A 5,958-nucleotide genomic window follows, 5' to 3' on the forward strand; every position below is an offset into this window, starting at 1 on the left:
CTCGCTCCCCACAGTGAATGTGTGTACGACACAGAACCCATGTGGGAGCGAGCCTGCTCGCGAAGAGGCCATCAACCACACAGAAGATTCTGGATCAGCCTTCACATGCCATGCTGGCGCAGCAATTTGTCATAACTGCCATCCGCCTTCATCGCCGCAATCGCCTTGTCGAACCCGGCCACAATCTGCTCATGCTCGGGGTTCTTCAGGCTCACCAGAATATGCAGGCTATTCTCGCTCAACGGTTTGGGCAGAAACTCCACGGCGTTGCGCACCTTGGGTGATTCGCGCGCCAGGTAATAGCGCGCGACATACTCATCTTCCAGGGTCAGCTTGACCCGATCCGCCGCCAGCATGCGCACCGCCATTGCAAAGTTGTGTACCGGGACTTTCTGCAACGCCGTGTCGGCATCGAACGCCTGCGAGTAGGCATAACCGCGCACCACCGCCACCGGGTAGGTGTGCAGTTGCTCCAGGCTGTTGTATTCGAGCGGAGTGTCCTTGCGCTTGAGAAAGCGGATGCGATTAAGCAGGTATTCGCCAGAGAACTGGCCGATCCGGGTGCGTTCGTCGTTGTACCAGGCATTGACCAGCACGTCGTACCGGCCCTCGCCCACCCCCAACAACGCCCGCGCCCACGGCACCTGCTCATAGTCGCTGGCGTAACCGGCCCGCGCCAGCGCGGTGCTGACGATGTCGGTGGCCAGGCCACCGTTGACCAGCGTGTCGTCGGTAAAGGGTGGCCAGATATCAAATACCAGTCGCAGCTTGTCCGCAGCGGCGGGTTGGGCCAGCAAGAGCAGTCCGATCAAGGCAAAGGCTCGATGCAGTCGCGGCATGCTTGAAAATCCTTAGCGGGCGGTTGGCCCGGCGTGTTTTCCAGTCAAAACCCCAAGGCCCCGTACCGGCGAAACCCAGGCCCTAACAGTAGCTCATTGAAGCCCGTGCACAGCGCTTTCCAGCAGATTACACAAAGCGACCGTCACCGCGAGAAAGGAATGATGGCATTTTGACCTTTGTCACAGACTCTTCCGCCATACAGACATTCAGCGCCTGTGCCCTTAGTATCGGGCGACGGAGTTCAAGGAGTCGGAAGATGACAATCGAGTGGATCTGCAAGCATCACAGCGATCTGGGCAAAGAGCAGTTATACGCGCTGTTGAAGCTGCGCTCGGAGGTGTTCGTGGTCGAACAGCAATGTGCCTACCCGGACCTCGACGGCCAGGATCTGGACGGCGATACCCATCATTTGATGGGCTGGGTAGACGATCAGTTGATGGCTTATCTGCGCCTGCTCGATCCAGAGTCCCAGGGCGGTGACGTGGTGATCGGCCGCGTGATCATTGCGCCACAGGGCCGCGGCAAAGGGCTGGGGCACGAGATGATGGAGCAGGCGCTGAAACAGGCCGAGAAGCATTGGCCGCAGGTGCCGATCTATCTGTCGGCGCAGGCGCATTTGCAGGGATATTACGGCAGGTACGGGTTTGTGGTGGCGGGTGAGGAGTATCTGGAGGATGACATTCCGCATATCGGCATGCGTCGTCCTTGAGGCCCTCATCGCTGGCAAGCCAGCTCCCACAGGTTCATCCGTTGCTCACAACAACCGTGTTGACTGGAGCTCCCTTGCGGGAGCTGGCTTGCCAGCGATTGCGTCAGCTCAAACACTGCAAAACTCAGGGATATTCCAGCACAGCCTTGATCTGCCGCAGATTGCGCTCGATCCACCCGCGATCAATTGCCCCCCACTCGCGAATCCGATAGCGCCCGGCATGGTTGCGCGCGCCCTCTTCCTGCTCGAACTCACAGACGATATCCAGATCCGCCAGCGCGGCGATCGTGTCCTGCGCCGTGCGCCGGGGCATGCCGGTCACTTCGGTCAGCGCCGGGACGCTGGGGGCCAGGCCGCTGTCGATCAGGTAGGCCACGTACAGGCGCCGGTAAAAGCTGCTTTTGGTCTTGCTTACGTCCATCTAAACACTCCCAACGTTAAAAGATCGCAGCCTGCGGCAGCTCCTACAGTTGGAATGCGATCTTTTGATCTTCATTGCAGATCCCGCCACGTCAGGTACACCCGCAGATCGAACTCGACCTGGTGATACCCCGGCAGCATGTGTTCACACAACTTATAGAAGGCCTTGTTGTGATCCGATTCCTTGAAGTGCGCCAGTTCATGCACGACTATCATCTTCAGGAACTCGGGCGCCGCCTCCTTGAACAGCGAGGCGATGCGAATCTCTTTCTTGGCTTTGAGCTTGCCGCCCTGCACCCTTGAGACCGTGGTGTGCAGGCCCAGCGCGCGATGCGTCAGGTCGAGGCGGTTGTCGAACAGCACTTTGTCGATGGCCGGCGCGTTGCGCAGGTATTCCTGCTTCAGGTCCAGCGCGTAGCTATACAGCGCCTTGTCGCTCTGCACATCGTGACGTCCCGGATAGCGTTGGCTCAGGTAGTCACCCAGACGCTGTTCGGCGATCAGTTGGCGCACCTGATCCTGCAATTGCGCGGGATAGGCCTGGAGGTATTTCAACGCAGTCATGGACACGGCAGCACGGTTCGAAAAGAGCGCCAGTGTAGCGAATTCAAACCGGCAGCGCGCTCCAGTCAAAGGGTTTGGCAAAGCTGACGGCGTCCTCGGAGGTCAGCGGACGCGCCACCAGGAAACCCTGTACGTATTCGCAGCCATGCGCCTGCAGCCATTGATACTGTTCAACGGTTTCCACGCCTTCGGCGATCACCAGCAAACCGTACTGTTTGCACAGATTGATCACGTTGCTGACCAGCGCCGCGTCGCGCGTCGAGTCCGGCAGCCGCGCAATCAGGTGTCGATCCAGCTTGAGCGTATCCAGTTCCAGATCACGCAGATACGCCAGCGAACACGGCCCTGAACCAAAGTCATCCAGCGCCACCCGCACCCCGAGATTACGCAGCAGGCGCAACTGTTTGCGGGTCTCGTCGGGGTTGTGCATCAGCGCGTCTTCGGTGACTTCCACCTCCAGTTGCTGCGGCTGCAGCGAATGCCGCTCCAGCACCTGACGCAATTCGGTGACCAGGTTCGGCAGGCCGAACTGGGTGTTGCTCAAACTCACGCCGAGCACCAGATCCTCGGCGAACAGGGTTTCCCAGGCTTTGCGCTGGCCGGCGCCACGGTGATAGATCCAGCTACCGAGCCGACTGATCAGCCGTGCTTCCTCCAGCAATGGCAGGAACAACCCCGGCGGCACATCGCCGACGCTCGGGTGCTGCCAGCGCAGCAACGCCTCGAAACCGCGAATCTGCCCGCTGTCGATCGCCACCTGCGGCTGATACACCAGATTGAAATCCCGGTTCTCGATGGCATTGCGCACGCTCTCTTCGAGCATCAGCCGCGAGCGGGCGCGACCGTTCATTTCGTGATCATAAAAACGATATTGCTGACGCCCGGCGCGCTTGGCTTCATACATGGCGATGTCGGAGGCGCGCAGCAAACCGTCCAGGTTCGCGCCGCAGTCCGGGTAAGTGGCGATGCCGATACTCGCGCCGAGAGCGATGTCCAGTCCTTCGATCTGCTGACAGATCGACACCCGTTCGATGAGCTTCTCGGCAATTTTTTGCGGCCTGCTCGGGAAACTCCAGATCGAGCAACGCGGTGAACTCGTCACCGCCCATGCGCGCGAGAATATCGAACGGTCGCAGACAAGCTTTCAACTGCTCGGAGACCCAGCGCAGCACCCGGTCGCCGGCATCGTGGCCAAGGGAATCGTTAACCCGCTTGAAGCCATCCAGATCCAGATACAGCAGCACCCAACTGCTGTCGCTGCGTTCACCGCGCAGCAGCAGGTTTTCCACCGTCTGATAAAAGCCCCGGCGATTGAGCAGACCGGTCAGCGGATCGGTGACCGCTTGAAATTCCAGCTGCTGATGCAGGTGACGCACCACCGACATGTCCAGCACCGTCACCACCATCGCCCGCTGCTCGGCGGGCAGCGGCGCACAGGACAACGCCACCGGCACCTGCTGCCCCGGCGCCGTACGCAATAATGCATCGTGCAGACGCAAGGTCTCACCGCGTTTATAGCCGGCCAGCAACTCGGAACCGGCCCACAGCGGGATATGCGGTTTCTGCAGAAAATCGAGAAACTCCTTGCCCTCCAACTCTTTCACCGGCGCATTCAGCAAGCGCGAAATCGCCGGATTGGCGAAGCGGATCAGGCCGTCCTCGCCGAGCACCAGAATGCCTTCCGCCGCGTTATCCAGCACCGAGGCATTGAAGGCCCGCGCGACCTCCAGATCATGACTCAGACGCTGCAAGGCGCGGCGGTTGCGCTGGTGTTCGAGCAACGCCTGGACTTTCGGCTTGAGGATCTGCGGATCGAACGGTTTGAACAGGTAATCCACCGCGCCACTGGCGTAACCCTTGATCACGGCGTCCTGTGATTGCTCGTTGGCGGTGAGAAAAATAATCGGTGTGAGACGCGTGCGCTGGCTGCCGCGCATCAGCCGCGCGACTTCGAAGCCGTCCATGCCCGGCATCTGCACGTCCAGCAGCACCAGATCGACGTCGTGTTCGAGCAGCAGATTGAGCGCCTCGAAACCGGAGGCGGCGGTCATGACGTGCCAATCCTGACGCTGCAGCAACGCGCGCATGCTGATCAGGTTTTCAGGGTAGTCATCAACGATCAAAAGGACAGAGCTGCCTTCACCTGGCTGGGGTTGCGCGCATTCCATGCTGCTTCTCTTGTCGGGACATCTCTTGTCGGACTATCGGCCGGTTTTTTGTGAAAACCGTACAGTTACTGAGCCATCACTCTAGTCCCGGATCTGTGAAAGCAGAAGCTGCCACGCCGCCATCATTTAGCCAAAGCTGTAATTTACCGACTAACGGTCACCCCTGCAGCCCCCGAAAACCGGCACAGATGGCATTTCGACAGGATGTTGACGCCAATCATCTGCCAAACGGGCGTTAACAAAAAACACCTCTACGCTTATAACTGCCGCCCGAAAAAGCGCGGGCTAGAGCTTCTGGCACTCGCGTTCAGGAAAATTGAGTGGAAGAACCGACATGATCGATCTCGCAACCTGGAACCTCAGCGTTCCCGTCGGCAGTCCGCCGTACACCGTCGAAACCTCCAAACTGGTGAATGGCTTCAAGGATCAGTACTTCCATTCCGACACCGGCACCTTGTTCTTCTGGTCGCCGGTGACCGGGTCAAAAACCGAAAACGCCATTTACCCGCGCACCGAACTGCGCGAAACCTACAGCAACGGCACCCTGCGCAACTGGTACTACCCAGACGCCGACAACCTGCTGCGCGCGACCCTTTCGGTCAACAAGGTGCCCAGCTCCGGCAAGATCGTCATCGGCCAGATCCACGCTTATGAAAGCCAGCGCCCGATGGTCAAGCTCGAATACCAGTACAAGGAAAAAACCCAGAACGGCAACCTGGTGATCAAAGTGCGAATGCACCCCGACGACCAGGAAAGCCGCGTCATCACCCTCGCCACCGGCATCAAGCTGGATCGCGAATTCAACTACCTGATCCACTTGAGCCCCGGCGGTGCGCTTGGCGTAAGCGCGGCGGGTTACCAGTGGGACTCACAGATCAGCGCGACCTGGCGCAACAAGCCGCTGTACTTCAAGGCCGGGGTGTATGTGCAGGACAACACCGGCTATACCAGCGAAGGCGGCCAGGTCACCTTCAGCAAACTCGACATCGACCACGACAAATAAGGCTTCATTGGCACAAATCCCTGTGGCGAGGGAGCTTGCTCCCGCTGGGGCGCGCAGCGGCCCTAAAAAAAGCGAGGCCTGCTGCGCAGTCCAGCGGGAGCCAAGCTCCCTCGCCACAGTGTTATTTATTGCCAGTCGGACATCCTTTAAACGGTGTTGTTTTAAATCGCTCGGCGGTTACTTCCCGATGCCTACAACAACTTGCGTGGATACCTACAGCTACGCCAGAATCCGCCGGCTTGTGCGCCTGGAGG

General features: G+C 59.4%; 6 protein-coding genes and 1 pseudogene. 2 read left to right on the forward strand and 5 right to left on the reverse strand.

Annotation, left to right across the window (positions count from 1 at the left end; genetic code table 11):
• Nucleotides 1-101 precede the first annotated feature (101 nt).
• The gene (locus HT737_RS13275; protein ID WP_047297090.1) at nt 102-839 is read right to left on the reverse strand and encodes an ABC transporter substrate-binding protein; all 738 of its coding nucleotides are present in this window, start codon (nt 837-839) and stop codon (nt 102-104) included.
• Nucleotides 840-1,096: 257 nt separating this feature from the next.
• Between HT737_RS13275 and HT737_RS13280 the strand changes: the two genes are divergently transcribed.
• Nucleotides 1,097-1,549 carry a GNAT family N-acetyltransferase gene (locus HT737_RS13280; RefSeq protein WP_182402811.1) on the forward strand — a complete coding sequence of 151 codons (453 nt, stop codon included), beginning with the start codon at nt 1,097-1,099 and terminating at the stop codon, nt 1,547-1,549.
• A 124-nt stretch (nt 1,550-1,673) separates the two neighbouring features.
• Here the strand turns inward: HT737_RS13280 and HT737_RS13285 are convergent, their stop codons facing one another.
• The 4 genes and pseudogenes from HT737_RS13285 to HT737_RS32740 form a co-directional block, all read right to left on the reverse strand.
• Nucleotides 1,674-1,970, reverse strand: coding sequence for a helix-turn-helix domain-containing protein (locus HT737_RS13285; RefSeq protein WP_003229005.1), 297 nt, complete (start codon nt 1,968-1,970; stop codon nt 1,674-1,676).
• A 71-nt stretch (nt 1,971-2,041) separates the two neighbouring features.
• Nucleotides 2,042-2,533, reverse strand: coding sequence for a M48 family metallopeptidase (locus HT737_RS13290; RefSeq protein WP_003229006.1), 492 nt, complete (start codon nt 2,531-2,533; stop codon nt 2,042-2,044).
• A gap of 43 nt (nt 2,534-2,576) precedes the next feature.
• Nucleotides 2,577-3,437 carry a putative bifunctional diguanylate cyclase/phosphodiesterase gene (locus HT737_RS32735; protein ID WP_374011161.1) on the reverse strand — a complete coding sequence of 287 codons (861 nt, stop codon included), beginning with the start codon at nt 3,435-3,437 and terminating at the stop codon, nt 2,577-2,579.
• 27 nt (nt 3,438-3,464) lie between these two features.
• Nucleotides 3,465-4,701, reverse strand: a pseudogene (locus tag HT737_RS32740) (diguanylate cyclase domain-containing protein); the annotation flags it as partial.
• 334 nt (nt 4,702-5,035) lie between these two features.
• Here HT737_RS32740 and HT737_RS13300 point away from each other — a divergent pair.
• On the forward strand, nt 5,036-5,704 hold the full coding sequence (locus tag HT737_RS13300) for a polysaccharide lyase family 7 protein (RefSeq protein ID WP_047297095.1): 669 nt from the start codon (nt 5,036-5,038) through the stop codon (nt 5,702-5,704).
• Nucleotides 5,705-5,958: the final 254 nt, after the last annotated feature.

The sequence above is a fragment of the Pseudomonas sp. MD195_PC81_125 genome, from assembly GCF_014060985.1.
Taxonomy (GTDB): Bacteria; Pseudomonadota; Gammaproteobacteria; order Pseudomonadales; family Pseudomonadaceae; genus Aquipseudomonas; species Aquipseudomonas parakoreensis.